Origin of the sequence: Cricetibacter osteomyelitidis (assembly GCF_004340985.1) — a bacterium.
In the GTDB taxonomy this organism is placed as follows: Bacteria; Pseudomonadota; Gammaproteobacteria; order Enterobacterales; family Pasteurellaceae; genus Cricetibacter; species Cricetibacter osteomyelitidis.
The window spans coordinates 75,768-101,448 of sequence record NZ_SLYB01000009.1 but is presented as its reverse complement, the minus strand read 5'-3'; the positions used below and the strand labels follow the sequence as shown (position 1 = coordinate 101,448).

Annotated in this window: 22 protein-coding genes and 1 riboswitch; of the genes, 15 read left to right on the top strand and 7 right to left on the bottom strand. The window is 41.3% G+C overall.

Annotation, left to right across the window (positions count from 1 at the left end; all coding sequences use genetic code 11):
- Positions 1 to 168: 168 nt before the first annotated feature.
- Positions 169 to 1,902 carry an arginine--tRNA ligase gene (argS, locus tag EDC44_RS06115; protein ID WP_131976415.1) on the bottom strand — a complete coding sequence of 578 codons (1,734 nt, stop codon included), beginning with the start codon at positions 1,900 to 1,902 and terminating at the stop codon, positions 169 to 171.
- A gap of 92 nt (positions 1,903 to 1,994) precedes the next feature.
- Between argS and EDC44_RS06110 the strand changes: the two genes are divergently transcribed.
- The 8 genes from EDC44_RS06110 (at position 1,995) to adk (ending at position 9,964) form a co-directional block, all read left to right on the top strand.
- Complete coding sequence (locus EDC44_RS06110) at positions 1,995 to 2,594, top strand: VOC family protein (RefSeq protein WP_131976413.1); 600 nt, start codon at positions 1,995 to 1,997, stop codon at positions 2,592 to 2,594.
- A gap of 5 nt (positions 2,595 to 2,599) precedes the next feature.
- Positions 2,600 to 3,061, top strand: coding sequence for an outer membrane lipoprotein (locus EDC44_RS06105; RefSeq protein ID WP_131976412.1), 462 nt, complete (start codon positions 2,600 to 2,602; stop codon positions 3,059 to 3,061).
- Between the two features lie 340 nt (positions 3,062 to 3,401).
- Complete coding sequence (locus EDC44_RS06100; protein ID WP_131976410.1) at positions 3,402 to 5,126, top strand: acetolactate synthase 3 large subunit; 1,725 nt, start codon at positions 3,402 to 3,404, stop codon at positions 5,124 to 5,126.
- Entirely contained in the window at positions 5,119 to 5,610 is a 492-nt protein-coding gene (ilvN, locus tag EDC44_RS06095) for an acetolactate synthase small subunit (RefSeq protein WP_131976408.1), read from the top strand. The genes EDC44_RS06100 and ilvN overlap by 8 nt, the downstream gene beginning before the upstream one ends.
- Before the next feature lie 150 nt (positions 5,611 to 5,760).
- The gene (gene cra / locus EDC44_RS06090; RefSeq protein ID WP_131976406.1) at positions 5,761 to 6,741 is read left to right on the top strand and encodes a catabolite repressor/activator; all 981 of its coding nucleotides are present in this window, start codon (positions 5,761 to 5,763) and stop codon (positions 6,739 to 6,741) included.
- Between the two features lie 76 nt (positions 6,742 to 6,817).
- Positions 6,818 to 7,834 (top strand): UDP-glucose 4-epimerase GalE, encoded by a 1,017-nt coding sequence (galE, locus tag EDC44_RS06085; protein WP_131976404.1) that lies wholly within the window; start codon positions 6,818 to 6,820, stop codon positions 7,832 to 7,834.
- Positions 7,835 to 7,917: 83 nt separating this feature from the next.
- Positions 7,918 to 9,198: an AmpG family muropeptide MFS transporter gene (locus EDC44_RS06080; protein WP_131976402.1), complete on the top strand. Its 1,281-nt coding sequence runs from the start codon at positions 7,918 to 7,920 to the stop codon at positions 9,196 to 9,198.
- Positions 9,199 to 9,319: 121 nt separating this feature from the next.
- A complete protein-coding gene (gene adk / locus EDC44_RS06075) occupies positions 9,320 to 9,964 on the top strand; it encodes an adenylate kinase (RefSeq protein ID WP_131976400.1) in 645 nt (214 codons plus the stop codon).
- Between the two features lie 72 nt (positions 9,965 to 10,036).
- Here adk and trpA read toward each other — a convergent pair whose 3' ends face one another.
- From trpA to trpE, 6 genes are all read right to left on the bottom strand, one after another.
- The gene (gene trpA, locus EDC44_RS06070) at positions 10,037 to 10,843 is read right to left on the bottom strand and encodes a tryptophan synthase subunit alpha (protein WP_131976398.1); all 807 of its coding nucleotides are present in this window, start codon (positions 10,841 to 10,843) and stop codon (positions 10,037 to 10,039) included.
- Positions 10,843 to 12,039, bottom strand: a complete 1,197-nt coding sequence (gene trpB / locus EDC44_RS06065; RefSeq protein WP_131976396.1) for a tryptophan synthase subunit beta — start codon at positions 12,037 to 12,039, stop codon at positions 10,843 to 10,845. The genes trpA and trpB overlap by 1 nt, the downstream gene beginning before the upstream one ends.
- A gap of 131 nt (positions 12,040 to 12,170) precedes the next feature.
- Positions 12,171 to 13,583, bottom strand: a complete 1,413-nt coding sequence (trpCF, locus tag EDC44_RS06060) for a bifunctional indole-3-glycerol-phosphate synthase TrpC/phosphoribosylanthranilate isomerase TrpF (protein WP_131976394.1) — start codon at positions 13,581 to 13,583, stop codon at positions 12,171 to 12,173.
- Positions 13,584 to 13,590: 7 nt separating this feature from the next.
- Entirely contained in the window at positions 13,591 to 14,592 is a 1,002-nt protein-coding gene (trpD, locus tag EDC44_RS06055; protein WP_131976392.1) for an anthranilate phosphoribosyltransferase, read from the bottom strand.
- Positions 14,593 to 14,642: 50 nt separating this feature from the next.
- Positions 14,643 to 15,224 carry an aminodeoxychorismate/anthranilate synthase component II gene (locus tag EDC44_RS06050; protein WP_131976390.1) on the bottom strand — a complete coding sequence of 194 codons (582 nt, stop codon included), beginning with the start codon at positions 15,222 to 15,224 and terminating at the stop codon, positions 14,643 to 14,645.
- A gap of 10 nt (positions 15,225 to 15,234) precedes the next feature.
- A complete protein-coding gene (trpE, locus tag EDC44_RS06045; RefSeq protein WP_131976388.1) occupies positions 15,235 to 16,788 on the bottom strand; it encodes an anthranilate synthase component I in 1,554 nt (517 codons plus the stop codon).
- 233 nt (positions 16,789 to 17,021) lie between these two features.
- A riboswitch (molybdenum cofactor riboswitch) is annotated at positions 17,022 to 17,185 on the top strand.
- On the opposite strand from trpE, the gene moaA reads away from it, so the two are divergent.
- The 7 genes from moaA to glgC all read left to right on the top strand — a co-directional run bounded on the left by moaA (position 17,174) and on the right by glgC (position 25,649).
- A complete protein-coding gene (gene moaA / locus EDC44_RS06040) occupies positions 17,174 to 18,184 on the top strand; it encodes a GTP 3',8-cyclase MoaA (RefSeq protein WP_131976386.1) in 1,011 nt (336 codons plus the stop codon). (Overlaps the previous riboswitch by 12 nt.)
- 12 nt (positions 18,185 to 18,196) lie before the next feature.
- Complete coding sequence (gene moaC, locus EDC44_RS06035; RefSeq protein ID WP_131976384.1) at positions 18,197 to 18,670, top strand: cyclic pyranopterin monophosphate synthase MoaC; 474 nt, start codon at positions 18,197 to 18,199, stop codon at positions 18,668 to 18,670.
- A gap of 3 nt (positions 18,671 to 18,673) precedes the next feature.
- Positions 18,674 to 18,922: a molybdopterin synthase sulfur carrier subunit gene (moaD, locus tag EDC44_RS06030; protein ID WP_131976382.1), complete on the top strand. Its 249-nt coding sequence runs from the start codon at positions 18,674 to 18,676 to the stop codon at positions 18,920 to 18,922.
- Between the two features lie 11 nt (positions 18,923 to 18,933).
- Positions 18,934 to 19,392, top strand: coding sequence for a molybdopterin synthase catalytic subunit MoaE (moaE, locus tag EDC44_RS06025; RefSeq protein WP_131976380.1), 459 nt, complete (start codon positions 18,934 to 18,936; stop codon positions 19,390 to 19,392).
- A 215-nt stretch (positions 19,393 to 19,607) separates the two neighbouring features.
- A complete protein-coding gene (gene glgB, locus EDC44_RS06020; protein WP_131976378.1) occupies positions 19,608 to 22,076 on the top strand; it encodes a 1,4-alpha-glucan branching protein GlgB in 2,469 nt (822 codons plus the stop codon).
- A 123-nt stretch (positions 22,077 to 22,199) separates the two neighbouring features.
- The gene (glgX, locus tag EDC44_RS06015) at positions 22,200 to 24,233 is read left to right on the top strand and encodes a glycogen debranching protein GlgX (protein WP_131976376.1); all 2,034 of its coding nucleotides are present in this window, start codon (positions 22,200 to 22,202) and stop codon (positions 24,231 to 24,233) included.
- Between the two features lie 102 nt (positions 24,234 to 24,335).
- Positions 24,336 to 25,649: a glucose-1-phosphate adenylyltransferase gene (gene glgC / locus EDC44_RS06010; protein ID WP_131976374.1), complete on the top strand. Its 1,314-nt coding sequence runs from the start codon at positions 24,336 to 24,338 to the stop codon at positions 25,647 to 25,649.
- Positions 25,650 to 25,681 lie beyond the last annotated feature (32 nt).

Below are 25,681 nucleotides of genomic sequence, written 5' to 3'. Positions count from 1 at the left end.
AAAGACAAGTTTTTTATTCATTTTCAAAAATAGGGGTTAAAGCCTTATACTATAAGGCTTTAACCCACTTTATAGCAACTATTTTGTCTATTACATCTCTTTAAATATATCCTTATTTTGAATCACTAGGACGAAGGGAGATCAATGCTGATCTACCCTTATAATGAATTACATTTTTTCCACGGTTTTAATACCCAATAAATCTAATCCTTGTTTTAAGGTACGTTCCGTGAGTTTGGCTAATTTCAAACGACTTAGTTTTAAGGCTTCATCGTCGTTATTTAAAATCGGGCAGTGTTCATAAAATGATGAGAACACACCGGCCAATTCATATAAATAAGCACAAAGCACGTGTGGTGTACCTTCTTTTGCAACTACTTGCACCGCTTCATCAAATTGCAATAATTTTAACGAAAGTGACCGCTCTTTTTCATCTATCAATTGAATTTTGGCTTGTGACAAAACTTCGTCATTCACATCGCTCTTATTGAAAATAGAGCGGATACGGGTGTAGGCATATTGCATATAAGGAGCGGTATTACCTTCAAAGCTCAGCATGTTATCCCAATCGAATACATAATCGGTGGTGCGGTTTTTGGATAGATCCGCATATTTCACCGAACCGATGCCTACAGCTTCGACTACGGCCGCTTTTTCTGCAGCGGTTAGCGATGGATTTTTCTCACTGATGAGTTTATTCGCACGTTCCACGGCTTCATCTAATAAATCCGCCAATTTCACCGTGCCACCGGTGCGGGTTTTGAACGGTTTGCCATCTTTGCCCAACATCATGCCAAAGTTTTTATGTTCTAAAGAGAAACTGTCCGGCACATAACCGGCTTTACGGGTAATCAGCCACGCCTGTTGCATATGTTGGCTTTGACGGGTATCGGAAAATACCAAGGCACGATCCGCTTTTAGGGTTTCGTAACGGTATTTTGCCGCCGCAATATCCGTAGTGGTGTAAAGGAAGCCGCCGTCTTTTTTCTGCACGATTACGCCCATTGGGTCGCCGTCTTTGTTTTTAAATTCGCTTAAATAAACCACCAACGCACCATTATCTTCCACGGCAAGGCCCTGAGCTTTTAAATCTGTTACAATGCCCGGTAACATTGGGTTGTACAGGCTCTCGCCCATTACATCTTTTTCCGTTAATGTCACATTTAAACGATCATAGTTGTGTTGGTTTTGCTGCATAGTGATTTTCACTAATTTTTGCCACATAGTACGGCAATATTCATCGCCGCTTTGCAATTTCACCACATAACTGCGGGCTTTTTCTGCAAAAACTTCATCTTCGTCGTAGTGTTTTTTAGCGTCGCGATAGAAGGCTTCCAAATCACTGAGTTCCATTTCGGAGGCATGTTCATTTTCCATTTTTTCCAAATAGGCAATAAGCATACCGAATTGGGTTCCCCAGTCGCCGACGTGATTGGCTCGAATTACTTTATTGCCTAAAAATTCTAAAGTACGGGCAACGGCATCACCTATAATGGTAGAACGCAGATGACCCACATGCATTTCTTTTGCTACATTAGGTGATGAATAATCGATTACTACGGTTTGTTTTTCATCAGATTTTACGGCTAAATGCACATCATTTAATGCAGCTTCATTATTTTCCGCCAACCAGTTTTTATTTAAGAAAATATTAATAAAGCCCGGACCGGCAATTTCTAGTTTTTCGGCAATACCGTCTAATTTCACGTTTTCTAATACTTTTTGAGCGAAATCACGGGGCGGCATTGCTAATTTTTTGGCTGCGGCCATAATACCGTTGGCTTGGTAATCACCGAATTGCGGTTTGCCTGATTGGCGTATTAATGCATCGCATTGTGCATCGGCTCCAGCGGCGATCATTGCTTGTTGAATGTGGTTTGATAGAATAGATTGAATATTCACAGACAAATACCTTTTAGATCATAAAAATAATTCGTTATGATACTAGGATCCGGGCATTCAGAAAAGATAATGTAAGCAAAAGAGTAGAAAAAATGACAAATTCTCAGCAAAATCATCAAATTTTTCAAAAATCCACCGCACTTTCAGCTTTATCATGGGCAGATTTTGTCGCATTTGAGCGGAAAATTTTGCAATTAGCCGAACAAATCGGTTTAAATTTAGCGGAATTAACCGTTGATCATTTGGCTTTACGGGCTAATACGCCGGAACAAGCGGAGCAATGGGCCGATTTACTGACAAAGTGCGGTAAGATTTTAAGCCAAAATAGAGTAAATGGGCGACCGATTTATCTCTTTGAATTAAATACGCCGTTATTATTTGCTGAACAAAAAGTAGGCGTGATAGAATTACCTTTCCCGAAAGGGAAAATTTATCCACAGGAAGGTTGGGAACACATTGAAGTGGTGATGCCGTTTTTGATTAAAGAATCAACAAATGAATGGTATAGTCGCCTTAAGAATCAATTTTCTTTGAACCAAAGCACAACATTTAAGGTCAAAGTGAGCGAACCAAAAGTCGAAGGGGAACAATTACCGAATCCTTCCATTGCGGTAAGTTTGGTGAATAATCAACAGAATCATTGTTGTATTAAAATACATCCTTTCCATATTAAGAATATTATTGAGGTTTAGCATTTATGAAAAAAACGACATTAGCATTAGCGATTTTAATGACATTGGGCGTGACAGGTTGTGCCAATACCGATATTTTTAGCGGTAATGTTTATTCGGCAGATCAAGCGAAAGAAGCCCGCTCAATTTCTTATGGTACGATCGTATCATCTCGTCCGGTAACAATTCAGGCTGATAATCAAGGCGTGATAGGCACTGTTGGCGGCGGTGTGTTAGGCGGTATTGCCGGTTCTACCATTGGCGGCGGTTCCGGACGTGCGGTAGCCAGTGCGGTAGGTGCGGTTGCCGGTGCGATTATTGGCAACAAAGTGGAAGAAAAAGCCAGCCAAGTGGATTCGGTTGAATTAACGATTAAAAAAGATAACGGCGAAGAGATCGTTGTAGTACAAAAAGCGGATTCTACTTTAACGAAAGGTCGTCGTGTACGTATTGTCGGTGGTTCTAGACTGAATGTTTCCGCATTATAATCTCTAATATTTCATTTAAAAAAATAATTGGGCTGCTTGGCAGCCCTTTTTGTTGAATTAATATTCAAAATTTTGTGATTAAGATCACATTTTCAAATAAAAAATTTTATTTTGTCATTTTTATAAAATTCCGTTTAAAATCCTTTTTTTATAAAAAAATACTAGTTTTAATTTATTAAAATCTAAATTTTAATTTTATTTGGTATTTAATTTCGTTAAATTGTGATTTCATCTATAAAAATATCAAAATTAATACTAGACAACAAATCTGATTTTCGACAGAATGAAAACCATTGAGAAATTGGTCAAAAATGACCGCACTTTAATGTTGGAGAAAATTATGAAAAAACTATCAGGTGCAGAAATGGTGGTTCAATCATTGCGCGATCAGGGAGTTAAATATGTATTTGGCTATCCGGGCGGTGCGGTATTGGATATTTATGATGCAATTCATACGTTAAGCGGGATTGAGCACGTGTTGGTGCGTCATGAACAAGCTGCGGTTCACATGGCGGACGGCTATGCCCGTTCTACCGGTGAAGTCGGTTGTGCGTTGGTGACTTCCGGCCCGGGGGCGACTAATGCGATTACCGGTATTGCCACTGCGTATATGGATTCTATTCCGCTGGTGGTGATTTCAGGTCAGGTAATGAGCCACTTAATTGGTACGGATGCCTTCCAGGAATGTGATATGGCGGGCATTTCCCGTCCGGTAGTGAAACACAGTTTTATTGTCAAACGTGCCGAAGATATTCCTTCAGTGATCAAAAAAGCATTTTATATCGCGGCAACCGGTCGTCCCGGTCCGGTAGTCATTGATATTACTAAAGATGCGGTCAATCCGGCATATAAAATTCCTTATGAATATCCGAAAGAAATTTCATTGCGTTCATATAACCCAACGGTACAAGGTCATAAAGGTCAAATTAAGAAAGCATTAAAAGCTTTATTAGTCGCTAAAAAACCGGTGTTATATATTGGCGGCGGGGTTATTTCTGCCGAATGTGCCGATGAAGTTAAAGCATTTGCCCATCAATTAAATTTACCGGTGACCAGTTCCTTAATGGGATTGGGCGGTTTCCCCGGCACAGATAAACAGTTCTTGGGAATGTTGGGAATGCACGGGACTTATGAAGCGAACAATGCGATGCATGAAAGCGATTTGATTTTGGGTATCGGCGTGCGTTTTGATGACCGCACAACCAGTAACTTGGCGAAATATTGTCCTAATGCGAAAGTGATCCACGTGGATATCGATCCGGCATCAATTTCTAAAACCGTACCTGCGTATATTCCAATCGTAGGCAGTGCGAAAAATGTATTAAAAGAATTTTTAGCTCTATTAAGTGATGAAAGCTTAACTAAGTCGCAAGCGGATTTGACGAATTGGTGGAAACAAATCGAAGAATGGCGTGCGGTGGATTGTTTGAAATTTGATACCAATGATAAAGTGATCAAACAGCAACAAGTAATCCGTAAAATTTATGAAATTACCCATGGTGAAGCATATATTGCTTCTGATGTGGGTCAACATCAAATGTTTGCCGCATTACATTATCCGTTTGATAAACCGCGTCAATGGATTAATTCCGGCGGCTTGGGTACGATGGGCTTTGGTTTACCGGCCGCAATGGGGGTGAAATTCGCCCATCCGGAAGCGACTGTGGTATGTGTAACCGGAGACGGTAGTATTCAAATGAATATTCAGGAATTATCTACCGCACTTCAATATGATACACCTGTGGTAATCGTGAGCTTAAATAACCGTTTCTTAGGTATGGTGAAACAATGGCAGGATATTTTCTATACCGGTCGTCATTCGCAAACCTATATGGGTTCTTTACCTGATTTCGTCAAATTGGCGGAAGCCTATGGCCATGTGGGAATCAAAATAGATTCGCCGGATGAATTGGACAGCAAATTACGCGAAGCCTTTGCTGTCAAAAATAAATTGGTATTTGTGGATGTGCTTGTTGACCAGCATGAACACGTGTACCCGATGCAAGTACGCGGCGGAGCAATGAATGAAATGATTTTAACTAAACCGGAGAAAGAAAATGCGTAGAATTTTATCAGTATTACTCGAAAATGAAGCGGGTGCATTATCACGTGTTATCGGTCTTTTCTCACAACGGGCGTTTAACATTGAAAGTTTAACTGTGGCACCCACTGATGATCCGACATTGTCAAGAATGACTATTGAAGCCGTGGGTGATGAAAAAGCGTTGGAACAAATCGAAAAACAATTACATAAATTGATTGATGTGTTCAAAGTGGTGAACTTAAGTGATGTTGAGCACGTAGAGCGGGAAGTCATGTTACTTAAGGTACGGGCAACGGGAGCTTCGCGCGATGAAATCAAACGTTTGGCCGATATATTCCGTGGTCAGATCGTGGATGTGACGACTAAGTCTTACACAATTCAATTAACAGGAACCAAAGATAAATTGGATGCTTTCGTAAATTCGGTGAAAGACGAAAGCACGCTTATTGAAATTGTTCGTTCAGGATTAATTAGCCTTTCTCGCGGTGAAGTCAATATTCTGTAAATTTCAGTAAACAAAAATAAATGCCACAAATTAGTCCGATTTGTGGCATTTTTTGTAATCCTTTCCATAAAAAATGCGGATAATAATTTACCTTACAAAGTATGCTGTTATAATCTAAACCCACTTATTTTTATTTCTAAGGACAGCGTTGTGAAGTTAGCGGATTTGGCAAAATTGGCGGGTGTTTCCCGTACGACGGCGAGTTACGTAGTCAATGGTAAAGCAAAGCAGTATCGCGTGAGTGATAAAACTATCGAAAAAGTGACCGCACTTATTCGAGAACATCATTTTAAACCGAATGCGGTTGCCGCCAGTTTGCGGGCAGGAAAAACCAACACGATCGGGTTGATCATCCCTGATTTTGAAAATACCAGTTATGCAAAAATTGCCCATCAATTAGAGGTACGTTTTCGCGAATTGGGTTACCAATTGATTATCACCTGTTCCAATGATGATGCCGATTGTGAAATGGCTTGTGCCCGTCAACTACAACTACGTCAAGTTGATGCCTTGATTATTTCTACCGTCTTAACCGATGATTCTACGTTTTATCAAAACTATCATCTACCGTTAATAGGATTTGATCGTCATTTGCCGGCAGAACATGGCGTGAATTTACAAATGAATGATGAAGCGGATGCTTATGCTTTAGCACAACAATTAAATCAACAGACGGTAAACCGTATTTTATTTATCGGGGCGATGCCCTCATTGCCCACCAGCAAAGCGCGCGAAAAAGGCTTCCTCAATGGGATTGCCGATAAAATGACGGTAGATAAATGCTATACGGAATATTTCCGCAAAGAAGACGCTTCTCAATTATTTGAACAATGGTTGGAACATAACGAATTGCCGGAAGTAATTTTCACTACATCTTTTACTTTGCTGCACGGCGTATTAACTTCCCTGATCAAACGTTTCCGCCATATTCCACCGAATATTGTGTTTGCTACGTTTGGTAATCATGAGATGCTGGATTTATTAACCAACAAAGTTATTGCGGCAGAACAGATTCATGAGCAAATTGCTGATCATTTGTTAAAACTTGTGTTGGCTAAACTGACAAAACAACGCGGCAAAAAAGTTATTGAACAACCGGCAATTTCGCGTGAATTGATTTTACGTAATTAAAATTTCTTTTTTTGCCGAATAATAGGAAAAGTGCGGTATAATATCGGCATATTTTTATTTGATACAGGAATAAATTATGGCAATTTTAGTCACCGGCGGAGCAGGCTATATCGGTTCTCATACCGTAGTGGAATTATTAAATGCGGGCAAAGATGTGGTTGTATTAGATAATCTTTGCAATTCATCGGAAAAATCTCTTGAACGCGTGAAACAAATCACCGGCAAATCTGTCATTTTTTATCAAGGTGATATTTTAGATCGCGATTTATTACAAGAAATCTTTAAAACACATCAAATTCAATCCGTTATTCATTTTGCCGGCTTAAAAGCAGTGGGCGAAAGCGTACAAAAACCGGCGGAATATTATATGAATAACGTAACCGGTTCTATCGTGCTGGTGCAAGAAATGCAAAAAGCCGGCGTATGGAATTTAGTGTTCAGTTCATCGGCGACGGTGTATGGTGATCCGGAAGTGGTTCCTTTAACGGAAACCTGCAAAGTGGGTGGCACAACCAATCCTTACGGCACATCAAAATTTATAGTAGAACGTATTTTGCAAGATATTGCCAAAGCACAACCGAAATTTAGTATGACCATTTTGCGTTATTTCAATCCGGTAGGGGCTCATTCCAGTGGTTTAATCGGTGAAGATCCGAATGGTATTCCGAATAATTTGTTGCCGTTTATCAGCCAAGTGGCTATCGGCAAATTACCGCAACTTTCCGTATTCGGCAGCGATTATGATACGCATGATGGTACAGGGGTGCGGGATTATATTCACGTGGTGGATTTGGCTATCGGTCATTTAAAAGCCTTGGAACGTCACGAAAATGACGCGGGCCTACATATTTATAATTTGGGTACAGGTCAAGGTTATTCAGTGTTGGATATGGTAAAAGCTTTTGAAAAGGTGAATAATATTACCATTCCATATAAATTGGTTGACCGTCGTCCGGGGGATATTGCAACCTGTTATTCCGATCCTGCATTGGCGAAAACCGAATTAGGTTGGACTGCGCAACGCAATCTGGATGATATGATGCGTGATACTTGGAATTGGCAAAAAAATAACCCGCAAGGTTATCGCGATTAATTTGTAGGGCGGACATACTATATCCGCCACTCATTTTCATTAACCAACTTTATGATGTGCAACGGGACATCATCCTATTTATTATGTCAAATAATCCGTCATTATTTTCTCAAATATTTAGCTACAAAATGTTGATTTGTGTGTTTACCGGTTTTACATCCGGTTTGCCGCTGTATATTTTGATTTCTTTAATTCCTATTTGGTTGCGGGCAGAGCAGTTGGAGCTCTCTACAATCGGCTTTATCACGCTAACCGGATTACCTTACATTTGGAAATTTCTATGGGCATCGCTATTGGACAGCATTGTGCCGCCATTAGGACGCCGCCGCGGTTGGATGCTGATTTCTCAACTCTTGTTGATTATTTCTCTCGGATCTTTCGGCTTTTTTGATCCGAAAGATCATATGCAATTAAACATTATCGCAACCATCGCCACGCTGTCGGCTTTCTTTTCATCCACGCAAGATATCGTGCTGGATGCTTATCGTCGCGAGATTTTATCGGATAAGGAATTAGGGCTTGGCAACTCTATCCATGTCAATGCTTATCGTATTGCCGGGCTTGTGCCGGGTTCTTTATCATTAATTCTGTCCGATCATATGAATTGGCAAAATGTGTTTATTATCACCGCACTTTTTATGCTGCCGGGAATTTTTATGACATTATTTTTAGCCAAAGAACCGCAAGTATCACTCCGATCACATACCTTTGAAGAATCGGTAATTGCCCCGTTTCATGAATTTTTCACCCGCAAAGGTGTGCGTTCTGCATTAGGTATTTTGAGCTTTATTTTTCTGTATAAATTCGGCGACAGTATGGCAACGGCATTGATTTCGCCTTTTTATCTCGATATGGGATTCAGTAAAACGGAAATTGGCTTAGTGGTAAAAAACGCATCTTTATGGCCGATGGTGTTGGCAGGCATTGCGGGCGGTATTATTATGCTGAAAATCGGCATTAATCGTGCTTTATGGGTATTTGGATTAGTACAAATCGTCACTATTCTTGGTTTTGCGTGGTTGGCATCTCACGGTAAGTTTGAGCAAGTGGATACCTATGCGTTATTGTCTTTAACCTTGGTGGTTGCCGCAGAATATATCGGTATCGGTTTAGGCACGGCGGCATTTGTGGCATTTATGGCTCGCGAAACCAATCCGCTATACACTGCCACACAATTAGCATTATTTACCAGTTTGGCGGCATTACCGCGTTCTTTATTTAATTCGTTTGCGGGCGTATTAATCAATGAAATGGGATATTACCATTATTTTTGGTTCTGTTTTTTCTTAGCGGTGCCGGGTATGATCTGTCTGATTTGGGTAGCTCCGTGGAAAGAAAAAATCCAAGCGAAAAATTCAATATAGAAATCGGCGTAAAGTGCGGTAGAAAATTTAAAAATTTTTGACCGCACTTGAGTTTATTTAATTAAACAGGTATTTTAATAAACATTTACACTTTATTTATTTTTTTACAAAGAGGTCAATTATGAAAATTATTTTATTAGGTGCACCGGGGGCGGGTAAAGGTACTCAAGCCCAGTTTATTATGAACAAATTCGGTATTCCGCAAATTTCCACCGGCGATATGTTGCGTAGTGCAATTAAAGCAGGTTCAGAATTAGGTAAACAAGCGAAAACATTAATGGAGGCCGGTCAATTAGTGCCGGATGATTTAATTATCGCATTAGTGAAAGATCGCGTATCACAAACAGACTGTGCCAAAGGTTTCTTATTAGACGGCTTTCCACGTACCATTCCGCAAGCTGATGCATTAAAATCAGCAGGAATCAGCATTGATTATGTATTAGAATTTGATGTACCGGATGAAGTGATTGTTGAACGTATGAGCGGTCGCCGCGTACACCAAGCATCAGGTCGTTCTTACCATGTGGTTTATAACCCACCGAAAGTGGAAGGCAAAGATGATGTGACCGGTGAAGATTTAATTATCCGTGCGGATGACAAACCGGAAACCGTGTTAGACCGTTTAAAAGTGTATCACACCACAACCAAACCGTTGGTAGATTACTATCAAGCAGAAGCAAAAGCAGGCAATACGCAATATTTCCGTTTAGACGGCACAAAACAAGTGGATGCGGTAAGTCGGGAATTAGATAAAATCTTAGGTTAATTTCTTGTTTTAAAAAAATAAAAATCCTCTTGGCAACCCAAGAGGATTTTTTATCTTATTGAAATCGAATATTTATAACGTCGCTGCTTTCATCGCCTTCACAAATTCTGCTAATTCAGCCAAACAGTTGGTGTGATTATCCAAATTGCGTTCGATGATTTTCACTGTTGCTGAGCCGGAAATTGCACCGGCAATACCAAGATTTAACGCTTCTTTAACTTGTTGCGGTTGTGCAATACCAAAGCCTTGCAAAATATAAGGGGCATTATAGGTTTTTAATTTTTCCGCCAAGGTATCTAAATTTGCAGAATGGCTTTGATTTTCCGCACTGGTCACGCCTGCACGGGAAACCAAATAAGTATAACCTTCGCTGTGCTGTGCCACGCTTTTTATTGTTTTGTCGTCCGCATTCGGTGGGCAAATAAATACTGGTTGAATACCGTGTTTTTTCGCAGCAGCTACAAATTTTTCACAAGCCAATAGGGGAATATCCGCCACTAACACCGCATCCACGCCCACTTTAGCACAACGGGCATAGAAACTGTCTAAGGTTTGTGCATAAATCAAGTTGGCACAAAGCAATAAACCGATTGGAATTTCCGGATATTTTGACCGCACTTTTTCCAATAACTGAAAGCATTGCTCGGTGCTATTACCGGCTTCTAACGCACGATTGTTCGCCGCTTGAATCACCGGACCGTCTAACAGTGGATCGGAAAACGGAAAGCCCAGTTCTAACGCATCTGCACCGTTGTCAACTAATGTGCAGACAATGTCAAAAGAGCGGTTGAAATCCGGATCGCCGAGTGTGACAAAAGGAACAAACGCACCTTGTTTGTTTGCGGCAAGTTGCGCAAATTTAGTTTCAAAACGGCTCATTATAAGGCTCCCTTTTCTGTCAAAATTTTATCTACGGTAAAGATGTCTTTATCACCACGGCCGGATAAATTCACCACTAATAATTGTTCTTTATCCGGATTTTGTTTAATCATTTTCAAGGCGTGAGCCAAGGCATGCGAGCTTTCCAATGCGGGAATAATTCCTTCGTGTTTGGCAAGCTGTTGGAAGGCATCAAGAGCTTCATCATCGGTAATAGACGGGTATTCCGCACGACCGATACTTTGCAAATAAGCATGTTGCGGGCCAACGGAAGGAAAGTCTAATCCTGCCGAAACAGAATAGGATTCGTGCACTTGACCGTCATCACTTTGCATTAACGGTGAAATCATACCTAAATAAATGCCTGGTTTAGCGTGGCCTAATGGGGCTCCGTGTTCACCGCTTTCAATGCCTTTACCCGCCGGTTCGATACCGATTAAGCGGACATTCGGTTCATCAATGAAATCGGCAAACATACCGATAGCGTTGGATCCACCGCCTACAGCCGCAATAATAGCATCAGGCAAACGACCTTCTTTTTCTAAAATTTGGCGTTTGGTTTCAATTCCGATCATTTTTTGGAATTCACGCACGATTGTCGGAAACGGGTGCGGACCTGCCGCTGTACCAAGTAAATAGTGCGTGGTATCATAATTTGCCGACCAGTCTCGCATCGCTTCGCAGCAAGCATCTTTCAATGAGCAGGAGCCCTTTTCCACCGGTTCCACCACGGCACCCATTAATCGCATACGGAATACGTTCGGCGATTGGCGTTCTACGTCTTTGGATCCCATATAGATTTTGCACGGCATATCGAGCATTGCACAGGCAAGTGCAGTGGCAACGCCATGTTGTCCTGCACCGGTTTCGGCGATAATGCGGGTTTTACCCATGCGTTTGGCAAGCAGAATTTGACCTAAAACCTGATTGGTTTTGTGAGCACCGCCATGCAGCAAATCTTCGCGTTTAAGGTAAAGTTTGGTTTTTGTGCCTTTGGTCAGATTGCGGCAGAGTGTAAGAGCCGTCGGGCGGCCGGCGTAGTTTTTAAGCAGATCGTTAAATTCCGCAAGAAATGTGGGATCATCTTTGGCTTCCACAAAGGCTTTTTCCAGCTGTTTTAATACGGGAACTAAAATCTCAGGAACGAACATTCCGCCGAATTCACCAAAGTAGGGGTTTAAAAGTGTGTCAGACATAATAGTGCTTCCTATTTATTTATCAAGTCGCAATCATACTACTACACTAGTACATAAAAGTATATGGATTTTAAAAAGAAATTAAATAAAAAAGAATTGTCGTATTTTAAACTGTCATAAAATTTTTCTATTTACTTCGTCAGAATCTTTTCAAAAACCGACCGCACTTTATTGTGAGCTTTCACGCCTGCCGAGCTTTCTACACCGGAATTCAGATCAATACCGATACAATGTTGCTGCAAAGCAGATTGAACATTATCAGGATTAATGCCGCCCGCCAAAATGATTTTGTTTTTTAATTCCGTCGGGATTGTTGACCAATCAAATGCTGTTCCCGTGCCGCCTTGCTGATTATCCAGTTTGCTGTCTAACACATAACGGTCAATTATAGAATTTTCTTGAATTTCCACCGCACTTTGTTGGTTGACATCAACGGAAACTGCCTGCCAGATTCGTGTTTGTTTCGGTAGTTCATCGCGTAATTCGGCGATAAATTCATCTGATTCTGAACCGTGTAACTGCACCGCAAACAGATTTAATTGAGCGGCGATTTTCGCAATAAATTCAAGGGATTGATTTTGAAATACCCCTACAAAACGCAATGGAGCCTGTATCACTAACTCCTGTGCTTGGCGTAAGGTAACACAACGGGGGGATTTTTCCGCAAAAATCAAACCGCCGTATAATGCACCGTTGTTATACACCGCCTGTACATCTTGCGGACGGGTTAAACCGCATACTTTGTTTTCACCGAAAATTACCGCTCGGATCGCACTGTTTAAATCATCGCTACTCATTAAACTACTGCCGATTAGAAAACCGTTCACATAAGGTTTAAGCTGTTGCACTTGCTGATGATTGTAAATGCCTGATTCGCTGATAATAATACGGTCTGACGGAATTTGCGAAGCCAGCGTCAGTGTACGGTTGAGATCTACGCTTAAATCGTGCAAGTTGCGGTTATTAATGCCGATAACTTTCGCTCCTAAGGCAATGGCACGGTCTAATTCTACTTGGTTTGATGTCTCCGTCAGCACGCCCATTCCCAATTCGTGAGCCAGTGCGGATAAGGTTTTGTAGGTTTCATCGTCCACCACGGAAAGCATCAGCAAAATAGCATCAGCCTGATGAAAACGTGCTAAATATACCTGATATTCGGAAATCATAAAATCCTTGCATAATATCGGTTGCGGCACAATATCGCGTACCTGTTTTATATAGGCAAAATTTCCTTGAAAATATTTCTCATCCGTCAGCACAGAAACTACGCTGGCATAATGTTTATACACATTAGCAATTTCTGGCAGATTAAATTCTGCACGAATCAAGCCTTTAGACGGCGAGGCTTTTTTACATTCCAAAATAAACGCCGGACGAAGGTGCGTACCTTTCTCCAACGCTTCATAAAAAGAGCGGTCGGATTTGATGATTTTTTCCTTAAATGTTGCCAACGGAAATGCCGCTTTTTGGGCTTTCACCCATTCCGCTTTATCTAATACGATTTTTTGTAAGATTGTAGGCTTATCTTGTAATTCTAATTTCATAATGGTCCTAGTATGTCGTCAATTTTTGCAAGGTTTCAAACGGTTTACCGCTGGCGAGGACTTCTAACACTTGTTGGGCATTCTTTTTTAAATCTTCTTTGCCGAATAATTTCATCAATAATGCAGTGTTCATTGCCACTGCCTGAGCGTGTTCCGCTTTGCCTCTGCCTTGTAAAAGTGCGGTGATAATTCGGGCATTTTCTTGTGGTTCGCCGCCACGCAGGCTTTCCAGCGGTTTCGGTTCAAAACCGAAATCGCTAGGGGATAGGGTATAACGTTCGATTTTGCCATTGATGATTTCCGCCACATCGGTTTTGCCGTGTACCGCTACTTCATCCAATCCGCAACCATGTACCACGATAGTATGTTTATGTTCCAAATTTACTACGGTTTCCGCATAAGGCTTAATCAGATCAGGGGAATACACGCCGAGCAACTGGCGTTTTGGTTTTGCCGGATTGATCAGCGGGCCTAAAATATTGAAAATCGTGCGGGTTTTTAAGGCCTGACGCACAGGCACGGCATGTTTGAAACCGAGATGATATTGCTGAGCGAATAAGAAACATAAATTGATTTCATCCAACGCTTTGCGAGCAGATACCGCCGGCATTGAAATATTTACGCCTAGACTAGTGAGCAAATCACTGGCACCGGTTTTGCTGGATACGCTACGATTGCCGTGTTTCGCCACTTTGATATCCATTGTTGCCGCCACGATTGCAGATGCGGTGGAGATATTAATCGTATTCGCCCCGTCACCGCCTGTACCGACAATATCGGCAAAAGGATAATTGGGAGTATCAAAAGGCCGGGCATCCGCTAAAAGTGCGGTCACCGCACCGCTGATTTCTGCCGATGTTTCACCGCGTAATTTCAATGCAATCAATGCGCCTGCAAGCTGCTCCGAACTGAGTTCACCTTTCATAATCGCCGCAAAAAGCACCGCACTTTCATCTTGATTCAACGAACTTTTATCGAATAATTTAGTTAAAATTTGATCGATTTGCATAGTATGTTCCTTGTTCTATTTGAGGACGTATTGTATACGCCCTTTATAAATTACCGATTTAACAACCAATCTATCGCTTGTTTCAACAGCTGCGATCCCTGAACCGTTAAAATGCTTTCCGGATGGAACTGAAAGCCGCAAATCGGCAAAGACTGATGACGAATTGCCATCACAATCCCATTATAATCCGCATTCACAACCAATTCATCCGGCAAATCGCTACCCATTAACGAATGATAACGTGCCACCGGCATTGGATTTTGCAACCCCGCAAACATATCTTGGTTATCGTGATTGATTTTCGATATTTTGCCGTGCAACACTTCGCCTGCGTGTATCACTTTACCGCCAAAAGCTTCGATTAATGCCTGATGCCCTAAACAAATTCCAATCATCGGTACTTTGTCTGCAAGGGATTTAATCAACGGTAATAAATTGCCCGCCTCTGCGGGATTGCCCGGTCCTGGCGATAATGCCAAAATGGTATTCGGCTCGGCTAATGCTAATTGTTGTAATAATTTTAAACTACAGTCATTGCGGTAAATTTGTACTTCGTGACCGAGTGTGCGGAATTGATCCACCAAGTTATAAGTAAATGAATCAAAGTTATCGATAAATAAAATTTTAGCCATATTGTACCGCCTATACTATTGAATTTGCTTGAGAATTGGTTTGTACAATCGCATTAATCACCGCACGGGCTTTGTGGCGGGTTTCATCCGCTTCCATTTGCGGATCGGAATCCAGCACTTCGCCACAACCTGCTTGCACATAGGCGATACCATTTTGTACAAAAGCAGAACGGATTACGATACAGGTATCGAAATTGCCGTCGGAACTAAGATAACCCACCGCACCGCCATAGCTATGGCGTTTTTGTTTTTCCACTTGATAAATAAGCTGCATCGCTTTGATTTTCGGCGCACCAGTGAGCGTACCCATATTCATACAGGCTTGATAAGCGTGCAGGGCATCCAGTTCAGGGCGTAGCTTGCCCACTACGCGGGAAACCAGGTGCATAATGTGCGAGTAGCGATCCACTTGCATTAAATCTTTCACTTGACGGGTACCGCTTTGGCATACGCGGGCGATGTCGTTACGGGCGAGATCGACCAGCATTAAATGTTCCGCTTGTTCCTTTTGATCCAACCGCATTTCCAGTTCTAAACGGGCATCTAATTCCGGATCGATATTGCCTTTGGTATCAAATCCCCGCGGGCGGGAACCGGCGATTGGGTAGATTTCCAACTGACGGCTGGCTTCCGCATATTTCAAGGCACTTTCCGGTGATGCACCGAATAAAGTAAAATCCGCATCCTGCATAAAGAACATATAAGGGCTTGGATTGTTGATTTTCAGCTGCCGATAAGTTGCCAAGGTATTCGGGCAAGCCAAGGAAAAACGGCGTGACGGCACGATTTGGAATACATCACCAATATTAATATGATGTTTTAATTTGCGGACAATGTTCTTAAACGGTTCGTCTTCGATATTTGTTGTCACCCTAGTGTCTGCTGCTTTAATGGTCAAGTGCGGTTCGATTTTATGTAAATTTTGTGAAATTTGCACCGCACTTTGTAGCAGATTTTGCTGTTCATCAGCATTAAAACAGAAGGTTTGTAACTCAGCCTGTTGAGTTTCGTGATTGAAAGTTAAGAGTTGTTCGGTCAAATAAAAACTGTAATCGGGACAAATCAAACCGTCATCTTGCAGTTCAATGCCGTCCATCGGGATAAAATTTGCTACCAAGTCATAGGCGAATAAACCGCCGACGAAAATCGGCGTGCTGCTGTGGGCATAAATATCCATTAAACAACGCAAACCATCAAAAATTGATGCATCTTTTAATTTGGCATCTTCATCAAGGCTTGGATTAGGCGGATAAAATTCTGCATTCAGTTGGTTTTCGGCGGTTTGCGTGATAATGGATTTACCCTGTAACGTTTTTTTAATTAAAGGTAAAACAGCGCTTCCGTTCGCTGTCAATGCGGTAAATGTGACAATTTGGCCTAGACAGGTGATTTTCAATGCGGCATCAATTAACAATAAACTTTTCAAGCTATTTTTACTGCTGATTTCCGCAGATTCTAACAACAGCGTATTACTGCGATTGTTACATAATGTCGCAAACACTGCCGTCGGATCGGAATGGTATTGCACTTGTTGCGATTGACTTTGGATAAAAACATCGGACATTTTAAATCTCTCTTAAAAATGATTTTGCACTATTAAACTAGTACAATTATAAATAGTCAAGTGATTTTTTGATTTGATAGTATATTTATAAAGTCATTTTTGTTTCATTAAATCGCTATATAATAATTTATATAATTGATTTTAAACAAACTTTTTTACTAAAAATAAGGTATTTTTGTTGTTTTTAACTTGTATATTTATGTCGGAATACTTACAATAAATCCAACTAATTAACTCGCATAAACAACCGAGCTTGTGGATCTAAGTTGTGTGAATCGAAACTGATTGTCGCAATATGATTGCAATGCCAATGCCGATTTGATTATCGGTGTTCAGGGATAATGTTGGAAACGGCTTGTCCTCTCATACTTTAGAAAGGTGTAGAATGCAAATTCCTATCAAAAATGTGGGAACGGAGCGTTTGGTCGATTCGTTCCAACGTGAATATTACTATTTACGGCTATCCATTACGGATGTGTGCAATTTTCGTTGTAACTATTGTTTGCCCAATGGTTATCAACCTGATCCGCAAAAAGAAACTTTTCTTACTCTTAATGAAATCCGTCGCGTGGTGCGTGCTTTTGCCGCAATGGGAACGGAAAAAGTGCGGTTAACCGGTGGTGAGCCGACTTTGCGGAAAGATTTCTTGCCTATTGCCGAAACCATTGCTCAAATGGATGGTATCAAAAACGTGGCATTGACTACTAACGGTTATCGTATGGCTCGTGATGTGGCGGATTGGCGACAGGCGGGAATTACGTCGATTAACGTGAGTGTGGATAGCCTTGATCCGCGATTATTTCATTCCATTACCGGCGAAAATAAATTCCACGATGTAATGCGGGGCATTGAGTGTGCTTTTGCCGTGGGATATCAAAAAATCAAAGTGAATTCCGTATTGATGAAAGGATTGAATTCACAGGAATTTTCACAGTTTTTGGCATGGGTGAAAGATCAGCCTATTCAAATGCGGTTTATCGAATTAATGCAAACTGGTGAGATGGATCTGTTTTTCAATAAATATCATCTTTCGGGCGAAGTGTTAGCCCGTCAGCTATTGGAGCAAGGTTGGACGTTGCAGCAAAAAGCGGTAACAGACGGGCCGGCTAAAGTGTTCAAACATCCGGATTATATGGGCGAAATCGGGTTGATTATGCCTTATGAAAAGAATTTCTGTGCCAGTTGCAACCGCCTGAGAATGTCTGCCAAAGGCAAATTACACTTATGTTTATTTGGTGAAGAAGGCGTTGATGTGCGGGATTTATTGCAATCGGACGATCAACAATTATTATTGCAAGCCCGTTTATTTGCAGCATTGCAAGGCAAGCGGGAACATCATTATCTGCACGTGGGCGATAGCGGCGTGCGGGCAAATTTATCGACTATCGGCGGATAAACAGGATTAACAATGACAACATTTACTCATATTAACAGCAACGGCGAAGCCAAGATGGTGGACGTGTCGGGCAAGAGAGATACCGTGCGGGAAGCCCGAGCAGAAGCCTTTGTAACAATGTCCGCAGAAACTTTGGCGATGATTATGCAGGGCGATCATCATAAAGGCGATGTATTTGCCACTGCCCGAATTGCCGGCATTCAGGCAGCAAAACGCACTTGGGAATTGATTCCGTTATGTCATCCTTTATTACTTTCAAAAGTTGAAGTGAATTTGACCGCACTTCCGGAAACTAATCAGGTGCGAATTGAAAGTCTGTGTAAACTCACGGGTAAAACCGGTGTAGAAATGGAAGCGTTAACGGCAGCGGGCGTGGCGGCGTTGACTATTTACGATATGTGCAAAGCCGTGCAAAAAGATATGGTGATTTCACAAGTGCGATTACTTGAAAAGAGCGGTGGAAAATCGGGGCATTTTAAGGTTTAAGTTATGTTAAAAATATTATTTTTTGCACAAACCCGCGAATTGGTCGGGGTGGATGAAGTGGTTCTGTCTGCTGCTGATTTTACGACGGCGGAAGCGGTGCGTAAGCATTTGGCTCAACAAAATGATAAATGGGCGTTGGCATTGCAATCCGGCAAATTATTGGTGGCAATCAATCAAACCTTGAGCAGTTTGCAAAGTGCGGTGAAATCCGGCGATGAAATTGCATTTTTTCCGCCGGTTACAGGTGGTTGACAGGTGATTAAATGACAGATTCAAATATCAAAATTGCCGTGCAAGAAGCACCGTTCGATCAAAATGCTGAATACCAATGGTTATCAAGTGAACACAGCATAGGGGCAACGGTGGTGTTTGTGGGTAAAGTGCGAGATTTAAATTTAGGTGATGAAGTATCAGGCCTTTATTTGGAGCATTATCCTGCAATGACAGAAAAAGCATTGCGAGAGATAGTCGATGAAGCCAAAGTGCGGTGGGATATTCAAAAAATTTCATTGATTCACCGCGTGGGGCTGTTGCAAACCGGTGATGAAATTGTGTTAGTCGGTGTGAGTTCCGCACATCGCGGCAATGCCTATCACGCCAATGAATTTATTATGGATTACTTAAAAACCAAAGCACCGTTCTGGAAAAAAGAAAAAACCGATAAAGGCGAACGTTGGATTGAAAGCCGTGACAGCGATCAGAAAGCTGCGGATAAGTGGTAATTATTAAAATTCGGTGATTTTGACATATTTTTGAAGCCTTTTGTAGATAGCAAAAGGCTTTTTTGTTGGTAAAAATCTGATCTTGATCACAAAAATAAAAATTTGCTGGTTTTATTAAATGAAATGTATAGCGGAAATGCAAATAAAAAGAGTATTATTGGATAAAATTAAACTTAATTTTATAAGTTAAAAAAATAACGATAAGGAGTTGTGTTATGGCGCTCGTTCTCAGTGAAACGATTAATTTGTTCTTCAACGGTCAACATAATGATCCATTTTCCATATTAGGAATGCATGAAACTTCTAATGGAATTGAAGTTAGAGCATTATTGCCTGAAGCAGATCATGTTTCAGTCGTCGATAAAGAAACTCAAACCGCGGTATGTCAATTAGAACGAATTGATGATCGCGGTTTTTTTGCGGGTGTAATACCGCAAACTCGAGATTTTTTTGTCTATCAGCTACAGGTTTCTTGGGGTAACGATATACAAATTCTTGAAGACCCCTACCGTTTTCATTCAATGATTAATGACATGGAACATTGGTTACTGGCTGAAGGTTCACATCGCCGTCCGTATGAAGTATTGGGTGCTCATTTTGCCGAAGTGGACGGCGTTGCCGGTGTAAATTTCAGATTGTGGGCACCGAATGCAAAACGTGTGTCGGTAGTCGGTGACTTTAACTATTGGGACGGTCGCCGTCATCCAATGCGTTTTCATCCGAAAAATGGCGTATGGGAATTATTTTTACCTCGCGTATCTTTAGGTCAACGCTATAAATTTGAATTATTAGATTGTAATGATCAGCTCCGGTTAAAGGCCGACCCTTATGCGTTATCCGCTCAATTACGCCCGGATACGGCTTCTGAAGTGAGTCCGTTACCTGAAATTGTTCCGATGACGGAATCTCGTGCACTGGCAAACGGTCGTGATAAACCGATTTCTATTTATGAAGTGCATTTGGGATCTTGGCGTCGTAATTTAGAAAATAATTTCTGGTTGAATTATGATGAGTTGGCGGATGAATTAATTCCTTATGTAAAAGAAATGGGCTTTACTCATATCGAATTATTACCGATTTCTGAATATCCGTTTGACGGTTCCTGGGGTTATCAGCCGTTGGGACTTTATGCACCGACCAGCCGTTTTGGTTCACCGGAAGCGTTCAAACGTTTTATTGATAAAGCCCACCGTGCCGGAATTAATGTGATTTTGGACTGGGTGCCGGGACATTTCCCTAGCGATACTCATGGATTAGCCGCTTTTGACGGTACGGCATTATATGAATATGCGGATCCGAAAGAAGGTTATCATCAAGATTGGAATACGCTGATTTATAACTATGGTCGTAATGAAGTGAAAAACTTTCTGGCCGGTAATGCATTATATTGGTTAGAGCGTTTCGGTATCGACGGTTTGCGTGTGGATGCGGTAGCGTCCATGATCTATCGTGATTATAGCCGTTCCGAAGGACAATGGATTCCGAACCAATATGGCGGTAAAGAAAATTTAGAAGCTATTGAATTTTTAAAACACACTAACTGGCTGATCGGCAATGAAATGCCCGGTGCAATAAGCATTGCTGAAGAATCCACAGCGTTTGCCGGTGTGACAATGCCGCCGGAAAATGGCGGTTTGGGCTTTAATTTCAAATGGAATATGGGCTGGATGAACGATACATTGGCGTATATGAAAGAAGATCCGATTAATCGTAAATACCACCACGATAAATTAACCTTCGGGATGTTGTATCAATACAGTGAAAACTTTGTACTGCCGCTTTCTCATGATGAAGTGGTACACGGCAAAGGATCGTTAGTGGATAAAATGCCGGGCGACGCATGGCAAAAATTTGCTAATTTGCGTGCATATTATGGTTATATGTGGGCTTATCCGGGCAAAAAATTATTGTTCATGGGGAACGAATTTGCTCAGGGGCGCGAGTGGAATTATCAGGAAAGCCTGGATTGGTTCCTGTTGGAAGATGAACACGGTGGTGGCTGGCATAAAGGCGTACTGAATTTAGTTCGTGATTTGAATAAAACTTACAAAAATCATACCGCACTTTATCAATTAGACTATGAGCCTGCCGGCTTTGAATGGTTGGTAGTGGATGATAGTCAAAATTCCGTGTTTGCTTTTGAACGTCGTGATAAGGACGATAATGTCATTGTTGTTGTGAGCAACTTTACGCCGGTTCCGCGTGATACTTATCGTATTGGTGTGAATGAGTTGGGGTTATATCAAGAAATTTTAAATACGGATTCAATGTACTACAAAGGCAGTAATTTAGGTAATTATGGCGTGGTTGAAGCCGAGGAAATCGAATCTCACGGTAAAGATTGTTCTATTTCTATTACAGTACCGCCGTTATCAACCGTATATTTAAAATTAACGGAAAAAAAGGCTAAAACGAAAGTAAAAAAAGCTGATGAGGAGGCTGTCGAAGAAGTGAAAGCAAAGCCAAAAGCGAAGCGAGTAACAAAGCCGAAAGTTGAAAAAGCGGAAGAGACAGCGGTAGAAGTTGCTGCTGCAAAAACTGTTAGAGCGGTGAAAAAAGCAACGACCAAAACAAAAGCCACCACTAAATCAACCACAACGAAAACTGCTGCAAAAGCAACGGCTGAAAAAAAAACGAAAGCGGCAGCTTCAAGAGCAAAAGCGAAAAAAGACGTTGTTGAATAAGGCGTAAAAAGGGCGTATTGCATACGCCCGATACATTGAAATATAAATAAAATTAATTGGTTATACAGTGTTAAATTTGATGTTGCACAATAGTCGTTCCAATAGTTTTAAGGTGTAACAGTAATGGGATTGTTTTCTACATTTGAAATAGATACGGGATTTTCTGCTCCGTTGGGTAGCTCTGTTCAGGTATTGAACGGTAAAGAGGGTGTAAATTTTGCTCTGTTCTCTCAGCAGGCAAGTGCGGTGGAATTATGTTTATTTTCCTGTAACGGACGGGAAGTGCGGTTGCCAATGCAACGTTCGTTAGAAAATATTGACGACAGTGAACAAGCAATTTGGCATATCTGGGTGGGTAATATCAGCTATGGTACGCAATATGGTTTTCGGGTGTATGAACGTTACAGACAACATCATCGAATTACCGCGAATCCATTAAAACTTATGTTAGATCCTTATGCGAAGGGAATAGTGGGGAAACCGAGCTTAAATACCCATGAAAAACGTGCCGGTTTCACATTAGTGGATAGCCATGACAATGGTATGCTGGCTCCAAAATCCTTAGTGATTGACGAACACTTTGATTGGGGAACTGATCATCATTTGCGGACACCATGGACTGAAACGATTTTATATGAACTGCATGTAAAAGGCTTTACCAAACTACGTGAAGATTTGCCGGAAGATATACGAGGCACTTATGCCGGATTGGCGCATCCAGAAATAATCCGCTATTTGAAAGAGCTCGGTATTACGGCTGTTGAGTTATTGCCGGTAACTTATCATTTAGATGAAGTACATCTGCAAGAAAAAGAATTATCAAACTATTGGGGATATAACCCGCTGGGGATGTTTGCCGTTGAACCGAAATATTGGTCGGGCAAAGCGAATAGCACGCCGCTTAGTGAATTTAAAACAATGGTGAAAGCCTTGCACGAAGCAGGAATCGAAGTAATTTTGGACATGGTTTTCAATCACAGTGCGGAAGCAGGGCAACAGTCACCGACATTTTGTCAACGCGGCATTGATGACCAATATTACTATTGGCATGATGAACATGGGCGGTATTTAAATTGGACGGGGTGCGGCAATATGCTGAATCTTTCCAAAACTTACACACGTAAATGGGTATTGGATTGTTTGCGTTATTGGGCGGACAGTTGCCATGTGGACGGTTTCCGGTTTGATCTCGCCACCGTATTAGGGCGTGAAGGACCTGCATTTAACGAACAGGCATTATTATTTAATGAAATTGCAAAAGATCCGATTTTAAAAGGCTGTAAATTTATTGCCGAACCGTGGGATATTGGCGAAGGGGGGTATCAACTCGGTAATTTTCCGAATTATTTTGCACAGTGGAATGATCGTTATCGTGATGATATGCGGAAGTTTTGGTTATGGAAGAGTGGCGAACTCGGGGCGTTTGTAGAACGTTTTGCCGGTTCTGGTGATTTGTTTAAATGGGATAATCGCCATCCGTTTAATTCCATTAATTTTATTACCGCTCATGATGGTTTTACGCTGCGTGATTTGGTGAGCTATAACCATAAGCATAATGAAATGAACGGCGAAGATAATCGTGACGGACATAGTGAAAATTATAGCTATAACCACGGTTATGAAGGTATAGATATTACATCAAGTGCGGTGGAAAATAGCCGATTTTCGGCAAGTCGGGCATTATTGCTTAGTTTATTGCTATCCAACGGCACACCGATGCTGTTAGCCGGTGATGAAATTGGGAATACGCAATACGGTAACAATAATGCCTATTGTCAAGATAACGGCGTTACTTGGTTGAAATGGGCAAATAAGAATGATGATTTGTTATATTTAGTGAAACAAATTATTGCATTACGTAAAAAAATAACCAGCTTGAAAAACGGCGATTGGTGGAATGAAGACAATGTGACTTGGTTGAATATCCACAGTGAAGTAATGCATAACAATCACTGGAATGACAAACAAGTAAAAGCCATGCAGATTCTGCTTGATGACGAATGGTTATTTTTAATTAATGCGAAATCATTGCCGCAAACGTTTATTTTACCGACAGGCGAATGGGAAATTTACAGTTCGGCAAGTCATGGAGTACGTAAACATCGAAACATTGAAGTCAGCTCATTGGATTTTTGTTTATTGTGTAAAGTGGGGTAAGTTGTTTTTAGGAGGATAGTCATAACGCAAAGATTTAATTACCGTAGTGCTTTTTTTGTAACGTGTATTTTTTTATAAATATTAATTATTGGAGAATAAGGTATGAGTTCAGTTTTATCTAAATTATCAGGTCAAAGTAGCGTCGCAAGAGATACGTTGGTATTAATTTTAGCAGGTGGCCGGGGTTCACGTTTACACGAATTGACAGACAAACGAGCAAAACCTGCGGTATATTTTGGCGGTAACCGTCGTATTATTGACTTTGCATTATCTAATTGTATTAATTCCGGCTTAAATCGTATCGGCGTGGTGACTCAATACGCAGCACATTCATTGTTACGTCATTTGCAGAAAGCTTGGTCTTTCCTACCGTTAGAGCGTGGTGAGTTTGTGGATATGCTGCCGGCTCGTCAACAAATTGATGATTCTACTTGGTATCGCGGTACAGCGGATGCGGTATATCAAAATATGGCAATTATTCGCAATCATTACCGTCCTAAATATGTTTTGATCTTAGCCGGTGACCATATTTATAAAATGGATTACGGTCAAATGATTACCGATCATATTGAAAGCGGTGCAAAATGTACTGTGGGTTGTATTGAAGTGCCGCGTAAAGAAGCCTCCGAGTTCGGTGTTATGGCGGTAAATGAAAACTTAAAAGTGAAATCCTTCGTTGAAAAACCGAAAGATCCGCCGGCAATGATCGACAAACCAAATTCATCATTGGCTTCAATGGGGATTTATGTGTTTGATGCGGATTATTTATACGGTGCTTTAGAACGTACGGTAAATTCGCCATACACATCTCATGACTTCGGTAAAGATGTGTTACCGATGGCATTGGAAGACGGCGTATTATATGCACATCCGTTCTCCCGTTCTTGTACCGGACGTAACAGTGACGGTGAAATTTACTGGCGTGACGTGGGTACCTTGGAAAGCTACTGGCAGTCTAATATCGACTTAGTGTCTGAAAACCCGCAGTTAGACATTTATGATGAAACCTGGCCGATTCGCGGGAACCCGGTACAAACCGTACCATCTAAGTTTTTCTATAAAAATAGCCAAAACGGACGCCACGTGGACAACTCTTTAATCGGCGGCGGTTGTGTTGTCACCGATGCAGAAATTTCAAATTCCGTTTTATTTAATAAGATCCGTGTGAATGAAGGTTCTCAAATCGAATCTTCAGTGATTTTACCGCAGGTAACCGTCGGTAAAAACTGTATCTTAAAAAATTGTATTGTTGACCGTCACTGTACTATCCCTGACGGCATGCAAATCGGTGTGAATCTTGCATTAGACAGCCAACGTTTTCGTATCAGTAGTACCGGCAACATCGTGTTAGTCACCGGAAAAATGCTGAAAGCGTTACAAGGTGAAGAAGTTGCAAACGAAAAAGAATTGGATTAATTAAGATTCAATATGTTGCAAGGGGTAACCGC

What these genes read in the sequence shown, in the direction of transcription:
- adk (WP_131976400.1), top strand. Translation starts at nt 9,320, where the DNA reads ATGAAAATTATTTTATTAGGTGCACCGGGGGCGGGTAAAGGTACTCAA.
- glgX (WP_131976376.1), top strand. Translation starts at nt 22,200, where the DNA reads ATGGGATTGTTTTCTACATTTGAAATAGATACGGGATTTTCTGCTCCG.
- EDC44_RS06100 (WP_131976410.1), top strand. Translation starts at nt 3,402, where the DNA reads ATGAAAAAACTATCAGGTGCAGAAATGGTGGTTCAATCATTGCGCGAT.
- trpA (WP_131976398.1), bottom strand. Translation starts at nt 10,843, where the DNA reads ATGAGCCGTTTTGAAACTAAATTTGCGCAACTTGCCGCAAACAAACAA.
- trpE (WP_131976388.1), bottom strand. Translation starts at nt 16,788, where the DNA reads ATGTCCGATGTTTTTATCCAAAGTCAATCGCAACAAGTGCAATACCAT.
- moaD (WP_131976382.1), top strand. Translation starts at nt 18,674, where the DNA reads ATGTTAAAAATATTATTTTTTGCACAAACCCGCGAATTGGTCGGGGTG.
- glgC (WP_131976374.1), top strand. Translation starts at nt 24,336, where the DNA reads ATGAGTTCAGTTTTATCTAAATTATCAGGTCAAAGTAGCGTCGCAAGA.
- trpCF (WP_131976394.1), bottom strand. Translation starts at nt 13,583, where the DNA reads ATGAAATTAGAATTACAAGATAAGCCTACAATCTTACAAAAAATCGTA.
- EDC44_RS06105 (WP_131976412.1), top strand. Translation starts at nt 2,600, where the DNA reads ATGAAAAAAACGACATTAGCATTAGCGATTTTAATGACATTGGGCGTG.
- EDC44_RS06080 (WP_131976402.1), top strand. Translation starts at nt 7,918, where the DNA reads ATGTCAAATAATCCGTCATTATTTTCTCAAATATTTAGCTACAAAATG.
- moaC (WP_131976384.1), top strand. Translation starts at nt 18,197, where the DNA reads ATGACAACATTTACTCATATTAACAGCAACGGCGAAGCCAAGATGGTG.
- galE (WP_131976404.1), top strand. Translation starts at nt 6,818, where the DNA reads ATGGCAATTTTAGTCACCGGCGGAGCAGGCTATATCGGTTCTCATACC.
- trpB (WP_131976396.1), bottom strand. Translation starts at nt 12,039, where the DNA reads ATGTCTGACACACTTTTAAACCCCTACTTTGGTGAATTCGGCGGAATG.
- moaE (WP_131976380.1), top strand. Translation starts at nt 18,934, where the DNA reads ATGACAGATTCAAATATCAAAATTGCCGTGCAAGAAGCACCGTTCGAT.
- trpD (WP_131976392.1), bottom strand. Translation starts at nt 14,592, where the DNA reads ATGCAAATCGATCAAATTTTAACTAAATTATTCGATAAAAGTTCGTTG.
- EDC44_RS06110 (WP_131976413.1), top strand. Translation starts at nt 1,995, where the DNA reads ATGACAAATTCTCAGCAAAATCATCAAATTTTTCAAAAATCCACCGCA.
- ilvN (WP_131976408.1), top strand. Translation starts at nt 5,119, where the DNA reads ATGCGTAGAATTTTATCAGTATTACTCGAAAATGAAGCGGGTGCATTA.
- glgB (WP_131976378.1), top strand. Translation starts at nt 19,608, where the DNA reads ATGGCGCTCGTTCTCAGTGAAACGATTAATTTGTTCTTCAACGGTCAA.
- EDC44_RS06050 (WP_131976390.1), bottom strand. Translation starts at nt 15,224, where the DNA reads ATGGCTAAAATTTTATTTATCGATAACTTTGATTCATTTACTTATAAC.
- moaA (WP_131976386.1), top strand. Translation starts at nt 17,174, where the DNA reads ATGCAAATTCCTATCAAAAATGTGGGAACGGAGCGTTTGGTCGATTCG.